Origin of the sequence: Qipengyuania profundimaris, from assembly GCF_030717945.1 — a bacterium.
Classification (GTDB): Bacteria; Pseudomonadota; Alphaproteobacteria; order Sphingomonadales; family Sphingomonadaceae; genus Qipengyuania; species Qipengyuania profundimaris.
Map to the genome: position 1 here is coordinate 1,731,334 of NZ_JAVAIM010000001.1, position 19,206 is coordinate 1,750,539.

Annotated in this window: 19 protein-coding genes; 6 read left to right on the top strand and 13 right to left on the bottom strand. The window is 63.3% G+C overall.

What is annotated here, in order from left to right; genetic code table 11:
• Positions 1 to 4: 4 nt before the first annotated feature.
• The 3 genes from Q9K02_RS08560 to Q9K02_RS08570 all read right to left on the bottom strand — a co-directional run bounded on the left by Q9K02_RS08560 (position 5) and on the right by Q9K02_RS08570 (position 3,442).
• A complete protein-coding gene (locus tag Q9K02_RS08560; protein WP_305933482.1) occupies positions 5 to 1,270 on the bottom strand; it encodes an alkaline phosphatase family protein in 1,266 nt (421 codons plus the stop codon).
• Positions 1,271 to 1,280: 10 nt separating this feature from the next.
• Positions 1,281 to 2,381: a redox-regulated ATPase YchF gene (gene ychF, locus Q9K02_RS08565; protein WP_305932510.1), complete on the bottom strand. Its 1,101-nt coding sequence runs from the start codon at positions 2,379 to 2,381 to the stop codon at positions 1,281 to 1,283.
• 65 nt (positions 2,382 to 2,446) lie between these two features.
• Positions 2,447 to 3,442 carry an SDR family oxidoreductase gene (locus tag Q9K02_RS08570; RefSeq protein ID WP_305932511.1) on the bottom strand — a complete coding sequence of 332 codons (996 nt, stop codon included), beginning with the start codon at positions 3,440 to 3,442 and terminating at the stop codon, positions 2,447 to 2,449.
• Positions 3,443 to 3,554: 112 nt separating this feature from the next.
• Between Q9K02_RS08570 and Q9K02_RS08575 the strand changes: the two genes are divergently transcribed.
• Positions 3,555 to 5,078: a tetratricopeptide repeat protein gene (locus Q9K02_RS08575; RefSeq protein WP_305932512.1), complete on the top strand. Its 1,524-nt coding sequence runs from the start codon at positions 3,555 to 3,557 to the stop codon at positions 5,076 to 5,078.
• Between the two features lie 104 nt (positions 5,079 to 5,182).
• On the opposite strand, the gene Q9K02_RS08580 is transcribed toward Q9K02_RS08575, so the two are convergent.
• The 9 genes from Q9K02_RS08580 to Q9K02_RS08620 all read right to left on the bottom strand — a co-directional run bounded on the left by Q9K02_RS08580 (position 5,183) and on the right by Q9K02_RS08620 (position 10,818).
• Positions 5,183 to 5,914 carry a cistern family PEP-CTERM protein gene (locus tag Q9K02_RS08580; protein WP_422785423.1) on the bottom strand — a complete coding sequence of 244 codons (732 nt, stop codon included), beginning with the start codon at positions 5,912 to 5,914 and terminating at the stop codon, positions 5,183 to 5,185.
• Positions 5,915 to 6,057: 143 nt separating this feature from the next.
• Entirely contained in the window at positions 6,058 to 6,627 is a 570-nt protein-coding gene (gene pth / locus Q9K02_RS08585; protein WP_305932514.1) for an aminoacyl-tRNA hydrolase, read from the bottom strand.
• Positions 6,628 to 6,718: 91 nt separating this feature from the next.
• Entirely contained in the window at positions 6,719 to 7,420 is a 702-nt protein-coding gene (locus tag Q9K02_RS08590) for a 50S ribosomal protein L25/general stress protein Ctc (RefSeq protein ID WP_305932515.1), read from the bottom strand.
• 125 nt (positions 7,421 to 7,545) lie between these two features.
• Positions 7,546 to 8,427, bottom strand: coding sequence for a TraB/GumN family protein (locus tag Q9K02_RS08595; RefSeq protein WP_305932516.1), 882 nt, complete (start codon positions 8,425 to 8,427; stop codon positions 7,546 to 7,548).
• 69 nt (positions 8,428 to 8,496) lie between these two features.
• On the bottom strand, positions 8,497 to 9,417 hold the full coding sequence (locus Q9K02_RS08600; protein ID WP_305932517.1) for a TraB/GumN family protein: 921 nt from the start codon (positions 9,415 to 9,417) through the stop codon (positions 8,497 to 8,499).
• Between the two features lie 29 nt (positions 9,418 to 9,446).
• Positions 9,447 to 10,100 (bottom strand): hypothetical protein, encoded by a 654-nt coding sequence (locus Q9K02_RS08605; protein ID WP_305932518.1) that lies wholly within the window; start codon positions 10,098 to 10,100, stop codon positions 9,447 to 9,449.
• Entirely contained in the window at positions 10,084 to 10,281 is a 198-nt protein-coding gene (locus Q9K02_RS08610) for a helix-turn-helix transcriptional regulator (RefSeq protein WP_278328712.1), read from the bottom strand. The genes Q9K02_RS08605 and Q9K02_RS08610 overlap by 17 nt, the downstream gene beginning before the upstream one ends.
• A gap of 14 nt (positions 10,282 to 10,295) precedes the next feature.
• Positions 10,296 to 10,433: a hypothetical protein gene (locus Q9K02_RS08615; protein ID WP_305932519.1), complete on the bottom strand. Its 138-nt coding sequence runs from the start codon at positions 10,431 to 10,433 to the stop codon at positions 10,296 to 10,298.
• A gap of 67 nt (positions 10,434 to 10,500) precedes the next feature.
• On the bottom strand, positions 10,501 to 10,818 hold the full coding sequence (locus tag Q9K02_RS08620) for a UrcA family protein (protein WP_305932520.1): 318 nt from the start codon (positions 10,816 to 10,818) through the stop codon (positions 10,501 to 10,503).
• A gap of 192 nt (positions 10,819 to 11,010) precedes the next feature.
• Here Q9K02_RS08620 and Q9K02_RS08625 point away from each other — a divergent pair, with 192 nt between their 5' ends.
• From Q9K02_RS08625 to ppdK, 3 genes are read left to right on the top strand one after another with little or no spacing between them, the layout of a single operon-like run.
• Complete coding sequence (locus Q9K02_RS08625; RefSeq protein WP_305932521.1) at positions 11,011 to 11,910, top strand: glycine--tRNA ligase subunit alpha; 900 nt, start codon at positions 11,011 to 11,013, stop codon at positions 11,908 to 11,910.
• Positions 11,907 to 14,165: a glycine--tRNA ligase subunit beta gene (gene glyS, locus Q9K02_RS08630; protein WP_305932522.1), complete on the top strand. Its 2,259-nt coding sequence runs from the start codon at positions 11,907 to 11,909 to the stop codon at positions 14,163 to 14,165. The genes Q9K02_RS08625 and glyS overlap by 4 nt, the downstream gene beginning before the upstream one ends.
• A 60-nt stretch (positions 14,166 to 14,225) precedes the next feature.
• On the top strand, positions 14,226 to 16,889 hold the full coding sequence (gene ppdK / locus Q9K02_RS08635) for a pyruvate, phosphate dikinase (protein ID WP_305932523.1): 2,664 nt from the start codon (positions 14,226 to 14,228) through the stop codon (positions 16,887 to 16,889).
• Here the strand turns inward: ppdK and Q9K02_RS08640 are convergent.
• A complete protein-coding gene (locus tag Q9K02_RS08640; protein WP_305932524.1) occupies positions 16,886 to 17,644 on the bottom strand; it encodes a class I SAM-dependent methyltransferase in 759 nt (252 codons plus the stop codon). The genes ppdK and Q9K02_RS08640 overlap by 4 nt on opposite strands.
• Before the next feature lie 54 nt (positions 17,645 to 17,698).
• Here Q9K02_RS08640 and Q9K02_RS08645 point away from each other — a divergent pair, with 54 nt between their 5' ends.
• Positions 17,699 to 18,472, top strand: coding sequence for a ComF family protein (locus Q9K02_RS08645; RefSeq protein ID WP_305932525.1), 774 nt, complete (start codon positions 17,699 to 17,701; stop codon positions 18,470 to 18,472).
• A 350-nt stretch (positions 18,473 to 18,822) separates the two neighbouring features.
• Positions 18,823 to 19,194: a phosphoribosyl-AMP cyclohydrolase gene (hisI, locus tag Q9K02_RS08650; protein ID WP_305932526.1), complete on the top strand. Its 372-nt coding sequence runs from the start codon at positions 18,823 to 18,825 to the stop codon at positions 19,192 to 19,194.
• Positions 19,195 to 19,206 lie beyond the last annotated feature (12 nt).

The following is a 19,206-nucleotide window of genomic DNA, read 5'->3' on the forward strand; positions in this document are numbered from 1 at the left end:
GGAACTATCGGTCAAGGGCAGGCAGAAGGGGATCCAGCGAACCATCGCCCCGGGTGCGGGGAGGCAGGCCGATCAACTCTCGCAGCAGCGGCTCTACCGATGTGTTCCGGAACGAGGGCAGGGCGACCCCGGTGCGAAATGCGGGACCGTAAGCGATAAAGAGCGATGCCATCTCGGGCGCGGCGGGATCGTAGCCGTGGGAGCCCCCCGTCCAGCTGTTTTCGGAGACTGTCGGCGCGATAGTCCAGCCTGTATCGGCGAGGCAGAAATACGGCGGGATCCGGCGATGGGTGCCGTAATCGAAACGCTCCGGCATCTCGTCCTTGCGCCAGCACTCCATGTGCTCATGCTCGGCTAGGATAGCCGCCTCGAACGCAGCGCTGTTGCCTTCGGTCGGCTCGAAGGTAGCGTATGCTCCGCCCTCGACGAGGCGATAGAGCGACGGATCGACGATCGTGTCGAGCCCGATCATCCGCTCCGAACTGGTTGCGGCCATGCCGTGATCGGACACGATGACTAGATTTGACGTCTGCCCCAGTCGCTCGAGGCCCGCAATCAGATCGGCGATGTGCCGGTCTATATCGCGCAGGGCAACATCGAGTGCTTCGCCCTGCGGGCCGACATCGTGGCCTGCCGTATCGATAGTATCGAAATAGAGCGTCACGAATTCCGGACGGATATCCGCCGGACGACGCAGCCAGTCGAGCACGCTGTTGACGCGCTGCGTATTGCTGACCTGCATGCTGAAGGCCTGCCAGTCGCTCGGCAGGACGCCATCGTCCACCGGGCCGAAACGCTTCGCGGTGCCGCCCCAAGGCACGGCCGAGCCCGGCCAGAACATCGCCGCGCTCCGGATACCGGCCTCTTCGGCATCGACCCAGATCGGGCGCGCGTCGGCCCACCACCAGGGATCGACGTTCGACATCCCGAAGGTCTCGTCCGGCCGCTCGGGATCTTCCATCCGGTTGGCGGTGATGCCGTGGTTATCAGGGACCAGCCCGGTGACCAGCGTCCAGTGATTGGGGAAGGTCTTGGTGGGGAAGGACGCCTGCATCGAGGCTGACGCGCCATTTTCGGCGAGACGGGACAATGTCGGCGTGAGCCCGCGCTCGAGATAGGCCGGATGGAAGCCGTCGATCGAGACGAGGATGGTGACCGGCTCACGCTGTTCCACCTCCGCTACGGCAACCGGCGGAGCATCGACATAGGTCGCGCAGCCACCCAGCGTAGCCGCGAAACCAAGCGCAAGTGCGGCGGCAATCCGGTTCATGGGTTTCACCTCAGACGTTGAACTTGAAGAGCATCACGTCGCCATCCTGAACGACGTATTCCTTGCCTTCCTGCCGCAGCTTGCCAGCTTCCTTGGCACCGCTTTCTCCACCCAGCGCAACGTAATCATCGTAGGCAATTGTTTCAGCGCGAATAAAGCCGCGCTCGAAATCGGTGTGAATTTCTCCCGCCGCCTGCGGCGCCTTCGCGCCATCGGGGAAGGTCCAGGCGCGCGATTCCTTGGGACCGGCGGTGAAGAAGGTCTTGAGACCGAGCAGCTTGTAGCCCGCGCGAATGACACGGCTTAGGCCGGATTCATCCAAGCCCAATTCGGCGAGATATTCCGCGCGGTCTTCCTGCGGCATGGCGACCAGCTCGCTCTCGATGGCAGCGGACACGACGACAGCTTCGGCGCCTTCTGCCTTTGCTTTCTCGAACACGAGGTCGGACAGGGCGTTGCCCTTGGCCGCATCCTCCTCGGCGACGTTGCAGACATAGAGCACCGGCTTGGCAGTCAGTAGCTGCGCCTGGCGGAACATCCGCGCCTCTTCATCGTCCTTCGGCTCGGTAAGGCGCGCAGGCTTGCCGTCGCGCAGCAGATCCAGCGCCTGGCCGAGCACGCTGGCCATGATCTTCGCTTCCTTGTCGCCGCCCGTCGCACGCTTGGCCGCAGCGGGCACGCGCTTCTCCAGGCTTTCGAGGTCCGACAGCATCAGCTCGGTCTCGACCACTTCCGCATCGGCGATGGGGTCGACTTTGTTCGAGACGTGCTGGATGTCATCGTCCTCGAAACAACGCAGCACGTGGACGATCGCATCCACCTCTCGGATATTGCCGAGGAACTGGTTACCCAGGCCTTCGCCCTGGCTCGCACCTTTCACGAGGCCTGCGATATCGACGAAGGCCAGCTGCGTCGGCACGACCTTGGCCGATTTCGCGATGCCCGCAATCTTGTCCAGCCGTTCGTCCGGCACCGCGACCTGGCCGACATTCGGCTCGATCGTGCAGAACGGATAGTTCGCAGCCTGCGCGGCCTGCGTCTCGGTAAGGGCGTTGAAAAGGGTGGACTTGCCGACATTCGGCAGGCCGACGATCCCGCAGCGGAAACCCATCGATAACTCCGGAAAATTAGGTGTGGCCGCGCCCTTAGCGCCGCCGCCGCAGGAATGCCAGAGCGTCAGACGTTATGGACGGCCTTGATCCAGGGGCCGTAACCGCTTTCGCCGAGCCAGCCGACCTGCACCTTGGCGGTGACCTCGTTGATCGGGATCTGGGGCTTCGGTCCGGGATGCACTGGCGTGCGCAGCGGGCGGGTGCCCGGAGGCAGGGCGATGATCGCGGCGATGGCGTTGGGCACATCCATCGGATCGGCGCTGCGGGTGGAGCCGTCCTCCTCGCCCATGCGGGCGACCACTTGCGGATAGCCGCTGGTGTGGATGTCCTCGGCGCGCTCCTTGAGCTGGGCCGAATAGATGTTGCGGTTGACCCAGACTTCGGTGGGATAGCCGCCCGGCTCGATAATCGCGACGTCGATGCCGTGCGGCACCAGTTCGTAGGCAAGCTGCTCGCTCATCGCCTCCAGCGCGAACTTCGTCGCGGAGTAGTGTCCAGCGTTCGGAACGATGACCCGGCCCAGCTGGCTCGAAATCGGGACGATCAGGCCCGAGCCACGCTCGCGCATCCCGGGGAGGACTGCGCGGGCCATGCGGTGGCAGCCGAAGACATTGGTGTCGAAGATCAGCTGTGTCGCTTCCATGTCCTGCACCTCGACAGGTGAGGAGATTCCGATGCCTGCATTGTTGACCAGCACATCCATCGCGCCGCCTGCGATCCGTTCGGCCTCGGCGACACCGGCAGTCACCTGGACATCGTCGGTCACGTCGATCTCGATGATGTGCAGGTCGAGATCGTCGGCTTCGGCCAGGGCGCGCAATTCCGCGGCCTCGGGGCGCGGCAAATTGCGCATGGTGGCGAAAACCTTGGCGCCTTTGCGCGCGTAATCCTCGGCCATCAGACGACCGAAGCCCGAAGAGCAGCCGGTGATAAGGATACTCTTGCCCGCCAAGCTGGTGGGGACCGGCGTGCTCTGGGCCAATGCGGCGCGCGCGCCTACGACGGCCACTCCCGTGACAGCTGCTCCGGCGAGAAGGGTACGGCGATTGATGCTCGGCATGGCTTTCTCCTAAAGTCGTCACGAAACCTAGCACCCGCGCTGCGGATTGACAGGGTCTCTCTGATGCGAAAATTTCACGAAGATTTCAGGCAATCTTGCTAAGCGGCGAACCATGCTCAGCAAACGCCATTTTGCATCGACCCTCGTGCTGGCCGCGGCGCTTGCCGCGTGTTCGCCAAATCCCGCCACGCGCTTCGCCACGGCCGAGGAAGCCTTCGCGGCCAACGACTTTCGCGCCGCACGCATTTCGCTGATTGCGGGACTGAAGGAACAGCCCGGCGACCACGAAATGCGGTTGCTGCTGGCGCGGGCGCAACTGGCGCTGGGAGACGGGGAGGGTGCGGCTTCGTCGCTCGACGCCCTTCCTGCGGAGTTCGCCTCGCAACCTCGCGTCGCCATCGTGCGCGCCGAGTCGGACATTTTGCGGGGGCGGTTCGACGAAGCGCTCGCGGGGGTGGCGGAAATCGAAGCAGGAGCGGCCGACCGCATTCGTGCGCTGGCCTATATAGGGCAGGAGAAGTTCGACCAAGCGGCGGAAGCCTTCGCTGTTGGCGCGGCTCGCGACGAGGTCGATCCACGGCTGCTGGCTGCATACGGACGGTTCGCCCTGGCAAATGGCGAGGGCGACAAGGCCGCTGAATTGGTCGAGCAGGCGATCGAGAGCGATCCGCAACTGGTCGAAGCGCATCTGGTCAACGGCCTCGTCAGGGAAAGCCGCAACGATCTGAGCGGCGCGCTTATGGCCTATGATCGGGCGCTGGAACTGCATCCCGACAATTTCGACGGCCGCCTGGGCAAAGCGCAAATGCTCGCCCGGCTCGACCGGTTCGAGGAAGCGGCCGGGATTGCCGACGCTCTGTCGGCCGAAGCGCCCGAGGACCGCTCGATTGCGTTTCTCAAAGCGCGGATCGCTGCGGGCGAGGGCGAATGGAAGGCGGTACGCAAGATTTTGCAGCCTTACGAAAACGAGCTGCGGTCCGCTGCGGGTCTGCCTGCGATTTATGGCGAATCGCTGATCGAGATCGACCAGCCTGCGCTGGCGCTCGGCGTGCTGGAGCCGGAATTGAGCCGGCAGCCTAACTCGCGCCCGCTGCGCCGGCTTGTCGCGCGGGCGCAGCTGGCCGGTGGAGATGCACGCGCCGCCCTCGGCACGATCCGCCCGCTGGCGAGCCGGGCCGATGCGACGCCTGCCGAATTGCGCCTCGCCGCCCGCGCCGCAGAACGGACGGGAAGCAGCTCTGCCGAAGAATTCGTGCGACGCGCCGAGATGCCCTCGGCCGAGTGGGTCGGGGGCGAACTGGCCAAGGCGGACCAGGCGCTGCGCAACCGGCAGTGGCGCGATGCGGAAACGCGGTACGAGAGCATCCTGTCGCGGACACGGTCCGACAATGCGATGGTGCTCAACAATTTGGCCTTCGCGAAAGAGAAGCTCGGCAAGGAAAAGCAGGCGCTCGAGATCGCCCTGCGCGCGGCAAAGCTGGAGCCGGACAATGCCTCCATCCTCGATACCGCAGGGTGGCTGCTGGTCCAGACCGGGTCGCGGGCGCGCGGTCTCGAAATGCTGCGCCGGGCGGCGAAGCTCGATCCCGAAAACCCGACCATCCAGCGGCACCTGACCGATGCGACGAAGGGTTAAATCCCTTCCGTCCGGTCGATCTGGCCTATTTGGTCATCAGACACAAAAACGGCGCGGGACCCATTGGTCTCGCGCCGTTTTTCGTAAGCCAGGAGGCTCATCTATCAGGCGTAGGCAAGCCGGACCGGAGCCGCTGCCAGCGGGCGGCGACGGCGGGTGCCGATCGCAAGCCCGAGGACTGCGAGGCCGAAGAGCAGCATCATGCCCGGTTCGGGGACATCGGTGCCGCTGGTCGTGCCGCCGCTGGTCGAGGTCTGGCGACCGCTGGCCGAACCGACACCGTCGACGCCGGTGACCGACTGGTAGCGCACGAAGAAGTCGTCGAGGGTCAGCGAAGCCGGGGCAGTCCCGCCGAAATCGAGGCTCAGCGTACCGCTGCCGCTATCGCCGTCGAACACGCCGCCCGAGCCACCGCCGGCACAGCTGCCGGTGCGCCGTGCCTGGAAGCACACGTCGACCGTACCGATGCCGTTCGGATAATTCGAATCGGTGTTCGTATAACGGTAAGCGCCGGTGCTCGTGGCCGAATCGATGTCAGGATCCGTGTTGAAGGCGAATCCAGAAACGCGCGAGCCAATACCGTCGCCGTCCGCGCCGGTGTTCGTCATCGTATAGTCAAAAGTGTAGACGCCGTTCTCGATGCCGGTCAGCGTGAGCGTGAGTTCGGATCCGAGGCCGTCGATCGAGGGGCCGCCGTCGACGAAGCCGTCGAAGGTGATGGTGAAGCTTTCGCCGACCGAGCCGGCATCGAGCAGGATCGGCTCTGCGGCTGCCGGTGCGGCTGTCGCCACGCCGACAATGGCAAGTGCCTTAAGGAAAAGTCGTTTCAAGTTCACGGTAGCCCCCGTCTCGGTTCCGTATAAAAGATGTTTGCACCGAGATGTCAGGAGCCAAGCCAAAATACTATCGGGACGAAGCGTATGTCTCATTAGGGAACACCCCGCGCCCGATTGGCTAATTGCGGCATCGCGTGGACTGATCAGCCCTGCATTCGCATCGCGAAATCGCTCATGAAACGGGCATTGTCCCCCGCAGCGAGCCAGCCGGCTTCCGCTGCAATCGCGGCGAGCATATCGGCCAGCGATTCCATCTCGGCCTTGGCATAGTTGCCCAGCACATGGCCGGTCACCCGATCCTTGCTGCCGGGGTGACCGATGCCGATCCGCACGCGGCGAAAATCGGGGCCAAGGTGCTGGTTGATCGAGCGCAGCCCGTTATGGCCCGCCAGACCGCCACCATCACGCACCTTCACCTTGAATGGTGCGAGGTCCAGCTCGTCATGGAACACGGTGAGCGCATCGGGTTCCAGCTTGTAGAAACGCAGTGCCTCGCCCACGGCGCGGCCGCTTTCGTTCATATATGTGGCCGGTTTGAGCAGCAGGATCTTCTCGCCGCCGATGCGGCCTTCCTGCGTCCAGCCGGAGAACTTCTTCTGTACCGGGCCGAACCTGTGGATTTCGGCCAGCACATCGCACACCATGAAACCGACATTGTGCCGGTGCAGGGCGTATTTGGGTCCGGGATTTCCAAGGCCTGTCCAGATCTGCATCAGCGCCCTCTAGCTTCGTGCTGCCCAAAAGCAAAACGCCGGCCCATTGCTGGACCGGCGCTTCGTGTTTCGCAGTTGGATGCGGAGCGGATTATTCGCTCTTCGCTTCCTGCTCGTCTGCGGCGTCGTCGTCCGGACCCTGCTCGGTAGCAGCGGTCTCGCCCGGCTCCATACCTTCGCCGGTCTGGTCTTCGCCTTCGCCTTCGGCGCCTTCGCTCTTCTTGAGAGCGGACGGGGCGACCAGCGTTGCAATGGTGAAGTCGCGATCGGTGATCGCGCTTTCGCTACCTTCAGGCAGCTGCACTTCGCTGATGTGGATCGAATCGCCGACTTCCTTGCCGGTGACATCGATCTCGATCTCGCCGGGGATCTTGTCGTTGTCGCACACCAGCTCGAGCTCGTGGCGAACGACGTTGAGCACGCCGCCCTTCTTGAGGCCGGGCGATGCTTCCTCGTTCAGGAACACGACGGGCACGTTCACTTCGATCTTGCCGCCCTTGGCGAGACGGAAAAAGTCAGCGTGCTCCGGACGGTCGTTGACCGGGTGCAAGGCGACGTCCTTGGGAATTGTGCGGACCTTCTTGCCGTCGAGCTCGATCTCCACGATCGAGTTCATGAAGTGGCCCGTGCCGAGCTGGCGAACCAGCTCCTTCGCTTCCACATGGATCAGGGTGGGTTCTTCCTTGCCGCCATAGATAACGGCGGGAACACGGCCTTCGCGGCGAAGTTGACGGGAGGCTCCCTTGCCAGCCCGTTCGCGCGCCTCGGCCGGCAGGGTCAGAGCGTCGCTCATTGCACATACCTTTCGAATGCATATTGAATGTTCGGTCCCACCACGCCTCCAGGGATGACCATGGTGCCGAAGGGCGCGCGCCTAGCAGGTCCGGCGCGAAAGGCAAGCGATTTGGCGGGGCTGGGCTATTCGATCCGGGTCACGACATATCCGTTCGCCTGGAGCAGTGCAGGCAGCCCGTCGTCACCGAGCAGATGCCCTGCACCCACGGCGATTAGCGGCCGGTCTCTCGCGGACAGCAGGTTTTCGATGCGCGTGGCCCAGGCGGTATTCCGGTCGATAAGCAGCGCCTGGCGCAATTCCGCGTCGGCCAGCATCCCGCTCTGTGTGAGTTGCTCCAATTCGTCAGTATCGCCTTCGCGCCACAAGCGGGCGAGGCGTCCGGGATCGCGTCCGTGCGTGGCCGCTTCCTCCAAGACTGCATTCAGCAGGTCGCGTTGCTCCGCGGGCGGCAGGCTGTCGAAGATCGCCAATTGCGCGCGGGCGCCCTCTAGCTCGATGAGGTCGCGCCCCTCGAACGCTTCGATCAGCGCACGATCGGCGCCGTTGTTCGACTGACCGTCCTGAGCAACCTGGGCGAGGGCGAGGGCGGCGGCCCAGCTTTCCATCGGATCGAAATAGCTGCGGCGCACCTTGGCTTTTACGAGCAGCTCGTCGAATTCGTCGCGCAGATCCTCGCGAATGCGGGCGCGGATCGGGCCTTCGGGCCGGTCGAAAGCCATATCCTCGAACAGAGCGGAGAGCTTCGCCCCATCGCCGAGATCGCCGACCTCGACCACGAGCATGTCGGCGTCCTCGATCACCTGTTCGAGCTGTGGAGAGCGCCAGGCGATATCGTCCGGCAAAGCATGGACTGTGCCGAACAGCCAGCCTTCGACGGCACCGTCCTCCCGCGCGATTTCCCACAGCGCGGGGTAGGTCGCCTGCTCGGGCGGCTGCGAGGGTTGCTGCTCGCAAGCCGTCGCGAGCGACAGAACGGCAAAACCGAAGACGAAACGTTTCAGCATGCCGGTCTTCCAGCCGAAACTGCCGGGCCGTGCAAGGGGCACGCCGCAGGCGCCCCCGCGCGGAGCATCTTACTGGATCCGGGTGACCGCTATGTCGCGCCCGGCAAGGTAATCCTGGACGCTCTTTTCACCCGCCAGGTGACCGGCGCCGACGGCAATGAACACCGTTCCGGGCGTGTCCATCCGCTCATCGATCCACTCCGCCCAATTGGCATTGCGATCGTAGAGCAAAGCCTTGGCAAGCGCGGGATCGGTGAGGCTGCGGTTCATGAGTTCGGCCAAGCCATCGGCATCGCCGGCGACCCATTCTGCCAGCATCTCATCCATCAGGGGCACGAGTTGGTCGATATTATCGATCGTGCTCATCAGAAACTCGATCTGCGTGTCCTGCGGGAGGTTGTCGAACACGCCGATCTGGTATTCGACCGTCTCCAGCGCATCGCGCGCCACCGACTCGCCCGCACTAGTCTCGACGACGTTTTCGACACCGCTCTCGGCCGTCCAACCATTCTTGAGCAGCGGGAGCACCGCCATGGTCATGCCGGCGAACCACGGCTCGAACCGGTCGAAGGCGTTCACGGGGAGGCCGAAGCCTGTGAGCGCCGCTTCGTATTTCGCCGCCTGTTCTTCACCCAGGATACCGCGGAGGGTCTCGCCCTCCGGCAACATGGCCTGCATCGCGATCGCTTGCTGCGAGGCAGGATCGCTGGTCGCATCGGCCGGGATCTCGGTCACGAGTGTATCGGCGGAATCGAGCGCGGTCTCGATCGGACCCTTATACCATTCTACGCCATCGGGCAGGGCGTGGACCGTGCCGAAGAGGTAGATGGTCGTGTCCTCGTCGGCGACCTTCCACAGGGCGGGGCCTTCGCCGGTGCCCTGTTCGACAGGCGCGACAGGGGTAGAGGCAACCGTCGTATCGTCGGCGTAAGTAGCGCAGCCCTGGAGCATAAGCGCGAGGGGGGCGGTAGCCAGAAGGAGGTTTTTCATATCGGTTATCTTTCAAGTGAAGGAAGCTATCAGTTGGCCTTGCGATACAGCCAGACGATGCCCCAGACAGAAATGACAAGCAGGTACACGATCATCGGTTCCTGCGGCGGGATCAGGGCGGCGCGTTCGAGCAACCACCAGCATGGTGCGAGTATCGAATAGACATACATCGCGATGATGGCGCCATCGCCCGAAGCGCGTTTCTCGAACTCGTCGGCATTGGCGTACCAGTAGAAGCTCAGGAGCGGCACGAGCAGCGCGATGGCGGCGACGACGATGAGCGCGACGGTCGGCGAAAGCGATCCGTTGCTGAAGACGCCATTCTCACCGTTGGCCAGCCCTGCAATGGAAAGTGTCAGTCCGATAACGCCGCCGAGTACTCCGCAGGCGACCAGCACCCAATTCGCGCGTCTGGTTTTCGCCGATTGCGGTTCGCCGGTCACAAACGCCGGCTTGAGCTTGACGATACCCCAAGCGCACAAGGCAATGATGGCGATCGCGACCGCCAGAAGCATGCCGCCGCGCGTTGATAACCCGCCTTTTTCCGCGGCGGACATCAGCACGCCGGTGACGAAACCTAGCAGGGCGATGAGGATGAACCCCAGCGTACCCACGCCCAGCCAACGGCGGAACGGGGAAGTTTGCTCGTTTGCAGGAGCATCGAAGTCAGTCGAGTTCGTCATCGAAGATCTCCTCGATAGGCATGTTGAAAAGGCGGGCGATGCGGAAGGCGAGCGGAAGCGAAGGATCGTGCTTGCCGGTCTCGATCGCATTCACGGCCTGGCGCGATACGTCGAGATGCATGCCGAGCTCGGCCTGGCTCCAATCGCGTTCGGCGCGAAGGACCTTGAGGCGGTTCTTCATACAATCTGCTCCATTCATGCGGTCCCCCTGATACGGGCCCAGGCATTGCCGACGAAGAAGGCCACGACGACAAAAGACAGCAGGCCGACCAGCGTCGCGAAATTGTGGCTGCGGGTTTGCTTATCGCGCTTGGTGATGGGTGGGTTGGTCATGAGAACTCTCTTCGCAAGGTCGCCGGAGCGGCGCGTAGGGCACGCCGCCCCGGCGGTAAGTTTTCGCTCAGGCGTCGGGATCGACGTCGAGGGCTGCGAAGCGGTCTTCGCGGGCGGCGGCGATGGCGAGGCGGACTTCGACATTCGCAGCCTCGCGCAGTTCGGCACGGCATTGCGTTTCCGCAGCCATCACCGTCAGACCTTTGCCGCCGATGGTGCAGGCCTTGCGAATGGCGCTCTCGACGCGGCTTTCCAGGCGATCCTGACCATCCGCAGAAGCGAGGTCGAGATCGGTCGTCTCGACGGCGATCGAAGGAATGTGGCTCGCGATGGCCTGTGCAGGCAGGATCGCGAGGGCGGCAGCAATTGTTGCGGTCTTTTTCATTTCTCATCTCCAGATGGATATTCGGTCCAGTGGTAGGTCAACCTTCTTTGGTGTCAGGTTGTGCTGACTATATGTCGTGATTCGCTGACCATGTCAACAAGACCTGACAAAAAGTTTTGATGACTTGTCTTTTGGCCGGCGCGAGCCTTGCGGCATTGACGCGTTTTCGCCCTTGCGCCATTGCGCCGCTCCATGGACCGAAACCCGCGTAAATCCTTTCAGGACATGATCCTTGCGCTGCACGATTTCTGGAGCGCGCATGGCTGCCTGATCCTCCAGCCCTACGATATGCGCATGGGAGCGGGGACCTTCCACACTGCGACCACCCTGCGCGCGCTGGGGCCGGAGCCATGGAATGCGGCCTTCGTGCAGCCATGCCGTCGGCCCACCGACGGGCGCTATGGCGAGAACCCGAACCGGTTGCAGCACTATTACCAGTACCAGGTGATCCTGAAGCCGAGCCCGCCGGACATCCAGGACCTGTATCTGGAAAGCCTGCGCGTTATCGGCATCGATCCGCTCAAGCACGATATCCGCTTCGTTGAGGACGACTGGGAAAGCCCTACGCTGGGCGCATGGGGGCTGGGCTGGGAAGTCTGGTGCGACGGGATGGAAGTCACCCAGTTCACCTATTTCCAGCAGATGGGTGGTTTCGACTGCAAGCCTGTCGCGGGCGAGCTGACTTACGGCCTCGAACGCCTCGCCATGTATATCCAGAGCGTCGACAACGTCTACGATCTCGACTTCAACGGGCAGGGGGTCACATACGGCGACGTCTTCCTCGAGAACGAGAAGCAGATGTCGAAGTGGAACTTCGAAGTCGCCGAAACCGATGCGCTGTTCGACCTGTTCAACAAGGCCGAAGCCGAGTGCAAGAATGCGCTCGCTAATGAAGTGCCGATCGCTGCCTACGAGCAGGCGGTGGAGGCGAGCCACATCTTCAACCTGCTTCAGGCGCGCGGCGTGATCAGCGTACAGGAACGCGCCAGCTACATGGGCCGCGTCCGCGACCTCGCGCGCGGATCCTGCGAAGCGCATATGGCCAAGGAAGCGCCCGTCTGGGCCGAGAAATATCCGGAGTGGTCGAAATGAGCGGCTCCGACTTTCTCCTCGAACTGCGTAGCGAAGAAATCCCTGCCCGGATGCAGGCGGGCGCGCGAGCCGAGCTCGAAAAACTGTTCCGCCGCGAAATGGATGCCGCCGGTGTCGAGGCTGGCGAAATCACCGTCTGGTCGACCCCGCGACGGCTTGCTTTGATTGCGCGCGGGCTGCCGGAAGCTACCGAAGCGGTCAGCGAAGAGCTGAAAGGCCCCCCGGTCGGCGCTCCGGATCAGGCGCTCGACGGGTTTTGTCGCAAGGCGGGGGTCGAAAAGGGCGACCTCGAAGTGCGCGAGGTGAAGGGCCGCGAGACCTATTTCGCCGTGAAGAACATTCCAGGGCGCGAGACTTCTAATCTCCTGTCCGAAGCGATCCCCGCAATCATCCGCGATTTCAGCTGGCCCAAGTCGATGCGCTGGGGCGCCGCCTCGATCAGCACCGAGAGCCTGCGCTGGGTGCGTCCGCTGTCGGGCATCGTCGCGCTGCTGGGTGACGATGTGGTCGAATGCGAGGTGCACGGCGTTACCTCCGGCTCGGTCACGCTGGGCCACCGCTTCCACCATTCGGGTGACATCACCATCGGCAATGCCGACGACTATGCGATGAAACTTCGCGCAGGCCATGTCATCGTCGATCACGAGGAACGGCAGGACCTGATCCGCTCGGGCGCCGCCAAGGTAGCGAATGAAGCCGGCCTCAAGCTGGTCGAGGACGAGGGGCTGGTGATCGAGAACGCGGGCCTCACCGAATGGCCCGTCCCGCTGCTCGGCCGGTTCGAGGAGGATTTCCTCGAGGTTCCGCCCGAGACCATCCAGCTCACCGCGCGAGTGAACCAGAAGTATTTCGTCTGCGAGGATGCGCAGGGCGAGCTCGCCAACGCCTTCATCTGCACTGCCAATATCGAGGCGGAAGACGGCGGCGCGCGAGTGGTGGATGGCAACCGCAAAGTCCTCGCCGCCCGCCTGTCCGACGCGCGCTTCTTCTGGGACGTCGATCGCAAGAAGACCCTTGCCGAGCACGCCAGGGGGCTGGAGCGGATAACCTTCCACGAAAAGCTGGGCACCGTCGCCGACAAACGGATGCGGCTTGCGAACATGGCTCGCGAGTTTAGCGAAGAAGGAGTCGTTCCGAACGCCGATGCTGATCGCGCCGAGTATGCTGCACTGGTTTGCAAGGCGGACTTGGTCACGGAGATGGTTGGTGAATTCCCTGAGTTGCAGGGGTTGATGGGTGGATATTACGCGAAAGCAGAAGGTCTTTCCGACGTTGAGGCCAACGCTATCCGCGATCACTATAAGCCTGTCGGCCAAAGTGACGAAGTACCCAGCGCACCCGAGAGCGTTGCAGTCAGCTTGGCAGACAAGCTCGATAATTTAGCTGCCTTCTTCGGAATCGAGGAAAAGCCAACCGGGTCCAAAGACCCATTTGCCCTGAGAAGGGCTGCAATCGGGGTTTCCCGTTTGATACTCGAAAACGGGCTTCGGTTCTCGCTTTTCAAGACAGTTAGAGAACTTCCAATCCTCTCGCCTGCGACTGACTCCTTCGCTATTTTTGAGCGCATCTATGGTGAAGGGTTCAAAGACCGTCTCTCGCGCGGACAGACTGTCGAGGTGGACAATCAAAACCTGACGACAGTCGCGAGCGAAGTCGTTCAGTTCATCGTAGACCGCCTCAAAGTGCAACAGCGTGAGGCTGGCGTTCGGCACGACCTCATCGACGCTGTCTTTGCACTCGGCGGCGAGGACGATCTTGTTCGCCTGCTCGCCCGCGTGAAAGCGCTCCAGTCGTTTATGGACACCGAAGATGGCGCCAACCTCCTCGCCGGCTACAAACGCGCGGCCAATATCCTCAAGAAGGAAGACTGGCACGGCGCGGAGGGTGAGATCGCGAAGACCGGCGAGGAGGACCCGCTGGCGCTGGTCGACGATCCCGACATGAAGGCGGTGATCGACGCGAAAATGTCCGAGCGGCACGCGAAGGAGCTTTCCTACACGCCCGAGCCGGCCGAGAAGGCGCTCATGGATGCGCTCGACACTTCGGAACCGGCCGCTTCGCGAGCCATTGCAGCGGAGGACTTCGGCGCGGCGATGGCGGCACTTGCCGGCCTACGCGGTCCGATCGATCGTTTCTTCGAAGAAGTGACGGTAAATGCGGACGAAGAAAACAAGCGGGCACACCGGCTCGACCTGCTTGCACGCTTCCGTGCTGCAGTGCACAAAGTCGCGGATTTCTCTCGTATCGAGGGATGAAAATTTTCCCCAATGGACTGTGTAACATGCGGTCCATGTCTCAGTTTGACGGGCGGTAATATGAACGAAACAGTCTTCACCTTCGGCGGCGATGCGCCGCATACGAATGCACGGCAGAAGGACAAGACGATCACCGGCGGCAAGGGTGCCAACCTCGCCGAAATGGCCAGCATCGGCTTGCCGGTGCCTCCCGGCTTCACCATCGCGACCGAGGAATGCCTGAAGTATTTGGCGGGCGGCAGCGATTTCTCGACGAAGCTGCGCGAGGACGTCGCCGAGGCGCTGAAGCATGTCGAGCGCACCGTCGGCAAGGGCTTCGGCGATGCCGCAGACCCGCTGCTCGTCTCGGTCCGCTCCGGCGCGGCCGTCTCGATGCCCGGTATGATGGACACCGTCCTCAACCTAGGCCTCAACGACGAGACGGTCGAAGGCCTCGCGAACACCAGTGGCGACGAACGCTTCGCCTGGGATAGCTACCGCCGCTTCATCCAGATGTATGGCGACGTCGTGCTCGGCGTCGATCACGGCCTGTTCGAGGAAGCGCTCGAAATCGCCAAGGAAGACGCGGGCTATTACGCCGATACCGAGCTGAGCGCGGACGAGTGGAAGACGCTCGTCGCCGAGTACAAGTCCATCGTCGCACAGGAGCTCGGCAAGCCGTTCCCGCAAGACCCAATCGAGCAGTTGTGGGGCGCGATCAGCGCCGTGTTCGACAGTTGGGATACCGAACGTGCCAAGATCTACCGCCGCCTTAACGACATCCCGCACGACATGGGCACCGCGGTCAACGTGCAGGCAATGGTATTCGGCAATATGGGCGATACCAGCGCGACCGGTGTCGCCTTCACTCGCGACCCTTCGACCGGTGAGAAGGCCTATTATGGCGAGTGGCTGGTCAATGCGCAGGGCGAGGATGTCGTCGCCGGCATCCGCACGCCGCAATACCTGACAAAGGCGCGCCGCGAGGCCGCCGGTGCCGACAAACCGAGCATGGAAGAAGCCATGCCCGACGCCTTCGGCGAACTCGCCCATGTCTTCGAACTGCTCGAGAAGCATTACAACGACATGCAGGACATTGAGTTCACCGTGCAGCAGGGCAAGCTGTGGCTGCTCCAGACCCGCACCGGCAAGCGCACCGCCAAGGCCGCTCTCAAGATGGCGGTCGACATGGTGGGCGAGGGACTGATCGACGAGAAAACCGCGATCCTGCGTGTCGACCCGATGGCGCTCGACCAGTTGCTCCACCCGACGCTCGATCCCCAGGCGCCGCGCGATGTGCTGACCACCGGTCTACCGGCCTCACCCGGCGCAGCGAGCGGCAAGATCGTGCTCGACGCCGACACTGCGGAGCTGTGGGCCAATCGCGGCGAAAAGGTGATTCTCGTGCGCGTCGAGACGTCGCCGGAGGATATTCACGGCATGCATGCCGCGACCGGGATACTCACGGCGCGCGGCGGGATGACAAGTCACGCTGCTGTCGTAGCACGCGGCATGGGGCGGCCCTGTGTTTCGGGCGCATCGCAGGTTGCGATGGCGCGGGAAGGTCGCACGCTTACTATCGGCAATCGCGAGCTTTCCGAAGGCGATGTCATCACCATCGATGGTGCTAACGGTCAAGTCATGGCAGGCGAAGTCGCCACCATAGAACCCGAACTCGCAGGCGACTTCGGCACGCTGATGGAATGGGCCGATGAGCACCGTCGCATGCGCGTGCGAACCAATGCCGAGACCGAAACCGAGTGCAAGATGGCGCGCCAGTTCGGCGCCGAAGGCATCGGCCTTTGCCGGACGGAGCACATGTTCTTCGACGCGGGCCGGATCAGCGCCGTGCGCGAGATGATCCTGGCCGAGAACGAGTCTGGCCGCCGCGCTGCGCTCGACAAGCTGTTGCCCGAACAGCGCGGGGATTTCGTCAAGATCTTCGAGGTGATGGCCGGCTTGCCTTGCACGATCCGCCTGCTCGACCCGCCGCTCCATGAATTTCTTCCGCATGGCGACACGGAGTTCGAGGAGTTGGCCGAGGCGACCGGCGTCGGCATCGACAAGCTGCGCCGCCGTGCGAACGAGCTGCACGAGTTCAACCCGATGCTCGGCCATCGCGGGTGCCGCCTCGGGATCACCTATCCCGAAATCTACGAGATGCAGTCCCGCGCGATCTTCGAAGCAGCCTGCGAGGTAGCGAAGGCCAGCGGCGAGGCGCCGGTGCCCGAGGTGATGATCCCGCTAGTCGCTACGAAGCGCGAGCTGGAACTGCTCAAGGACGTGGTGGACCGCGCCGCGCAGCAGGTGTTCGCGGATAAGGGCTGCACGGTCGACTATCTGGTCGGCACCATGATCGAACTACCCCGCGCCGCCCTGATGGCGGGCGACATCGCCGAATCCGCCGAGTTCTTCAGCTTCGGCACCAACGACCTCACGCAGACGACGCTCGGTGTCAGCCGCGACGATGCGGGGCGCTTCCTGACGACCTATGTCGACAAGGGCATTTTCGCGCGGGATCCCTTCGTCAGCCTCGACATCGACGGTGTCGGCCAGTTGGTCGAACTGGCGAGCGAACGCGGGCGGGCGACACGCGATGGACTGAAGCTTGGAATTTGCGGCGAACATGGCGGCGATCCCGCCAGCATCGCGTTTTGCGAGAAGACCGGGCTCGACTACGTCAGCGCCTCACCCTACCGCGTGCCGATCGCGCGCCTCGCAGCGGCACAAGCGAGCCTGCGCTAGTCTTTCCAGCCGGTTAGCGTTAAAATCTCGAAGGTTTCGACGACGCGGCCCTTGGCGTTGGCTGAGCGCAGGAAGGCTGCCCGCGCCCGCTCCAGTGCTGCCTTGCCCAGCGGCGGTGCCGGACTGGCAAGCGAATTGCCAAGACCCTGGTCGCGCAGGTCGGAGACCAAGCGGTCGAGGCTGCCATAGGACACGCTCAGCGAGCGTCCATCGACCACTTGCCGCCGGAACAGCGCGCGCTGGAGGAGGGCCGAGGCCGCCGCATTGTCGATCAGCGGATGCATCCGGGCCGCCGGACGGTCTGGCTCGCTGGCGATCATGGCGGTCCGCAGATTGGCGAGGCTTCCGGCCCCGACCACGCTGGCAATCAGGATGCCCCCGTCGCCCAGCGCGCCGCGAAGGTGGAGCAGGGCGCCCGGCAGATCGTTCACTCGGTCAAGCGAGGCTAGCGAAACGATGAGGTCGTAAGGGCTGCCCGGCAGGGGTTGCTCCTCGTCAAGCGTGGCGACATCGGCCTCCGCCACCTCGACGCCAAGTCCGCGCAGCGACAGCGCGAGCGTCCCCGTCCAGTCGCCGATGACTAAGGCGGTGGCCGGGGACAAGCGCATGAACTCAAGGCGCTCGAGCACATCCTCGACCATATCCTGCAGGATATAGCGCGCGGCATCGCGCTGCGACTGGCGGACCCGCGCGCGCCGCAATCCAGCGATTCTGCGGCGGCGCGAGAAGATGCGGGGCGGGGGCGTGCTGGCCATGACGCGTGCCCTGCCGTGCTTGCGGGAAGCGCGCAAGACGGGCATCACCTTTCGATGTCGACAAGACGCTTCCTCGCCGAAAGCCTCGCGCCGGTCGTGGACTTCATTTACCCGCCGCGGTGTCCGGCATGTGGCGAGAGCGTGGGCGAACAGGGCGGCCTTTGCCACGCCTGCTGGAATGAGTTGGTCATCCCCGCGGAGCCCAATTGCAGCCTTTGCCAACGCCCGTTCGGCGAGAACGGGCCGGAGCACGGTGCCATCTGCGCGCCGTGCTTCGCCGATCCTCCGTTTCACGACGGGATCGCGGCGGGAACGCTCTATGGTGAGACAGCTAGGAAGCTGATCCTCGCACTGAAGCATGGGCGCCGGATCGCACTCGCCCCGATACTGGCGCGCTTAATCGCGGCGCGCATCCCTGAAGGCGAGGCGAGAGAAAATCGGATCATCGTGCCGGTACCGCTTCATCGCCAGCGCTTGTGGCAGAGGGGATACAACCAGGGAGCCCTGCTGGGGCGGGAGCTGGAGAAACTCGGTCACGGCAAGTTGATCGTCGATGCGCTGGTGCGGACGAGACCTACGCCCTCGCTCGGCGGCTTGGGGGCGAAGGCGCGAAAGAAGGTCCTTTCCGGAGCGATTGCGATCAACCCGAAGGCAAAAGTGGGCCTCGATGGAGCAAACGTCCTGCTGGTGGATGACGTTTTGACGAGCGGGGCGACCTCCTCGGCTTGCGTGAAGGTCCTCAAGCGTGCGGGCGCCAGGGCCGTTCGCATTGCTTGTTTCGCGCGAGTTCTGGAAGAGGCGAAAGACCTGTCGCGGCGCGCCGCCTAAACGAAACGCCCGGGTCCTTGCGAACCCGGGCGCCACGTGACGAATAATACCGGACCGGCCTTTCGACGGCGGTGCTGCCCCCCAGCAGGCACCTCGGTCCATCCCTCATCGTTATCGGATGCGCCGCGAAAACCCTCAACGCGGCAGCGGATCCGGGACCCCCATGAACCTGGCACTCTTACGGCACCGATGCTCCGGTTTGGCGGATCGTCGCGATCCACGAGAGGAATGTTCACCATGCGCGCACTCGATGGAACAGGCATTTTGAAAGCTGCTCGATTTTGAACCGGATTTGTGGTTATCGTGCAACAAGTCCGTCGCATTTTTACAAGCCCGAAAGGTCCAGCCGCGTGTCCGACAGCGATCAGCGTGAAACCAGTCGCACCCTCGATCCAAAATACGACGATCGCGGTCTGCTGAGTGCGGTGGTGGTGGATTCGGCGACCAAGGATGTGCTTATGGTCGCCTTCATGAATGCCGAAGCCCTTCAAGCGACGCTGGAAAGCGGCGAGGCGCATTTCTACTCACGATCCCGAGACACGCTCTGGAAAAAGGGCGAGACGTCTGGGAATATCCTGAAGGTCGATGAAATCCAGGTGGATTGCGACCAAGACGCCTTTGTCCTCTACTGCAGCCCCGCCGGGCCCACGTGCCACACGGGCGCTCGCAGTTGCTTTTACAGGGTCGTGGAGGGGCGAACTCTCCAACCCGTCAAGACTTGACGCTTACGTAAA

Excerpts from the sequence above, each read along its gene's own strand:
- Q9K02_RS08560 (WP_305933482.1), bottom strand. The coding sequence starts at position 1,270 with ATGAACCGGATTGCCGCCGCACTTGCGCTTGGTTTCGCGGCTACGCTG.
- ychF (WP_305932510.1), bottom strand. The coding sequence starts at position 2,381 with ATGGGTTTCCGCTGCGGGATCGTCGGCCTGCCGAATGTCGGCAAGTCC.
- Q9K02_RS08570 (WP_305932511.1), bottom strand. The coding sequence starts at position 3,442 with ATGCCGAGCATCAATCGCCGTACCCTTCTCGCCGGAGCAGCTGTCACG.
- Q9K02_RS08575 (WP_305932512.1), top strand. The coding sequence starts at position 3,555 with ATGCTCAGCAAACGCCATTTTGCATCGACCCTCGTGCTGGCCGCGGCG.
- pth (WP_305932514.1), bottom strand. The coding sequence starts at position 6,627 with ATGCAGATCTGGACAGGCCTTGGAAATCCCGGACCCAAATACGCCCTG.
- Q9K02_RS08590 (WP_305932515.1), bottom strand. The coding sequence starts at position 7,420 with ATGAGCGACGCTCTGACCCTGCCGGCCGAGGCGCGCGAACGGGCTGGC.
- Q9K02_RS08595 (WP_305932516.1), bottom strand. The coding sequence starts at position 8,427 with ATGCTGAAACGTTTCGTCTTCGGTTTTGCCGTTCTGTCGCTCGCGACG.
- Q9K02_RS08600 (WP_305932517.1), bottom strand. The coding sequence starts at position 9,417 with ATGAAAAACCTCCTTCTGGCTACCGCCCCCCTCGCGCTTATGCTCCAG.
- Q9K02_RS08605 (WP_305932518.1), bottom strand. The coding sequence starts at position 10,100 with ATGACGAACTCGACTGACTTCGATGCTCCTGCAAACGAGCAAACTTCC.
- Q9K02_RS08610 (WP_278328712.1), bottom strand. The coding sequence starts at position 10,281 with ATGAAGAACCGCCTCAAGGTCCTTCGCGCCGAACGCGATTGGAGCCAG.
- Q9K02_RS08615 (WP_305932519.1), bottom strand. The coding sequence starts at position 10,433 with ATGACCAACCCACCCATCACCAAGCGCGATAAGCAAACCCGCAGCCAC.
- Q9K02_RS08620 (WP_305932520.1), bottom strand. The coding sequence starts at position 10,818 with ATGAAAAAGACCGCAACAATTGCTGCCGCCCTCGCGATCCTGCCTGCA.
- Q9K02_RS08625 (WP_305932521.1), top strand. The coding sequence starts at position 11,011 with ATGGACCGAAACCCGCGTAAATCCTTTCAGGACATGATCCTTGCGCTG.
- glyS (WP_305932522.1), top strand. The coding sequence starts at position 11,907 with ATGAGCGGCTCCGACTTTCTCCTCGAACTGCGTAGCGAAGAAATCCCT.
- ppdK (WP_305932523.1), top strand. The coding sequence starts at position 14,226 with ATGAACGAAACAGTCTTCACCTTCGGCGGCGATGCGCCGCATACGAAT.
- Q9K02_RS08640 (WP_305932524.1), bottom strand. The coding sequence starts at position 17,644 with ATGGCCAGCACGCCCCCGCCCCGCATCTTCTCGCGCCGCCGCAGAATC.
- Q9K02_RS08645 (WP_305932525.1), top strand. The coding sequence starts at position 17,699 with ATGTCGACAAGACGCTTCCTCGCCGAAAGCCTCGCGCCGGTCGTGGAC.